Annotated in this window: 3 protein-coding genes; all 3 read left to right on the top strand. The window is 38.0% G+C overall.

Annotated elements, in window-relative coordinates; genetic code table 11:
• Positions 1-9: 9 nt before the first annotated feature.
• Positions 10-300 (top strand): hypothetical protein, encoded by a 291-nt coding sequence (locus WA352_RS21720; RefSeq protein WP_081406982.1) that lies wholly within the window; start codon positions 10-12, stop codon positions 298-300.
• Positions 301-693 (top strand): hypothetical protein, encoded by a 393-nt coding sequence (locus WA352_RS21715; protein WP_033134758.1) that lies wholly within the window; start codon positions 301-303, stop codon positions 691-693.
• A partial coding sequence (locus tag WA352_RS21710) for a hypothetical protein (protein WP_336143910.1) occupies positions 694-878 on the top strand: 185 nt, incomplete at its 3' end.

Genomic DNA, 878 nt, shown 5'->3' with positions numbered 1-878 from the left:
GGTGGTGACATGGTGAAAAATATCCCTGATTCTTTGACATTTCCATTCACTGTATGGATGTCAGAAAACGGCTTTTACCCTTGTACTAAGAAGAATGTACTTGTCATGAAACGTGGCAATGAAGTAGCAAAAATTTCAATGGTTGAAACAGAGCAAGGCTTTTCAATGAATGATGTTTGTCAAAAAAGATTCTTATCGTTCTGCCGTGCATATTTAAACCGAGACAAAAATTACATTGATCAATTGCGTATGCGAGGCATGGCAAAGATGAATCAAAACAGTTATCAGATGGTGGCGTAAATGAATATCAAAACTGTAGTTGTCAAAGCCCATGTACGTTACTGGGAAGATACTGAAATTAATGGTGTTGAAGATACAACTGATGGTGCAAACGTACCATGCAAACAAGGTGAATTATGGTGTCCTCGCATCGATGTCGAAACTGGGATTATTGAAAATTGGGAAATTGGAAAGACTGCTTTTGTTCACTACAAAGTGACTGATTGTTGTGGTTGGGAGTTGGTCAGCTCTGATGGAACTACAATCAAAAATCGAGAAGATGGCTATGTACCCGATACCTTGTGCCCTGCCGAGGAAGGTTATGGTGACTACATCATTATGAATATTGATGAAAACGGTCAGATCGCTAAATGGAAATTTGATTTAGATGATTTTCAGGATGAGGACGAGTAAATGACTAAAGATATTGAGAGAGAAAATATGACTTATGAGGAAAAAATAAAGCAGGTTGATATTTTTAACGCATGGGCACATTCACAAGGTTTTGATATACGGATGTCTGGTGAAACAGAACATAGCGATAAAGAAACTCATTGTGCATTCTTAGGGTGGATGGCTTCACTTAAAAAACTCGAAGG

This window comes from Acinetobacter sp. 102 (assembly GCF_037028485.1).
Taxonomy (GTDB): domain Bacteria; phylum Pseudomonadota; class Gammaproteobacteria; order Pseudomonadales; family Moraxellaceae; genus Acinetobacter; species Acinetobacter higginsii.
The sequence above is the reverse complement of the archived record's forward strand: the minus strand, read 5'-3'. Positions and strand labels throughout refer to the sequence as shown.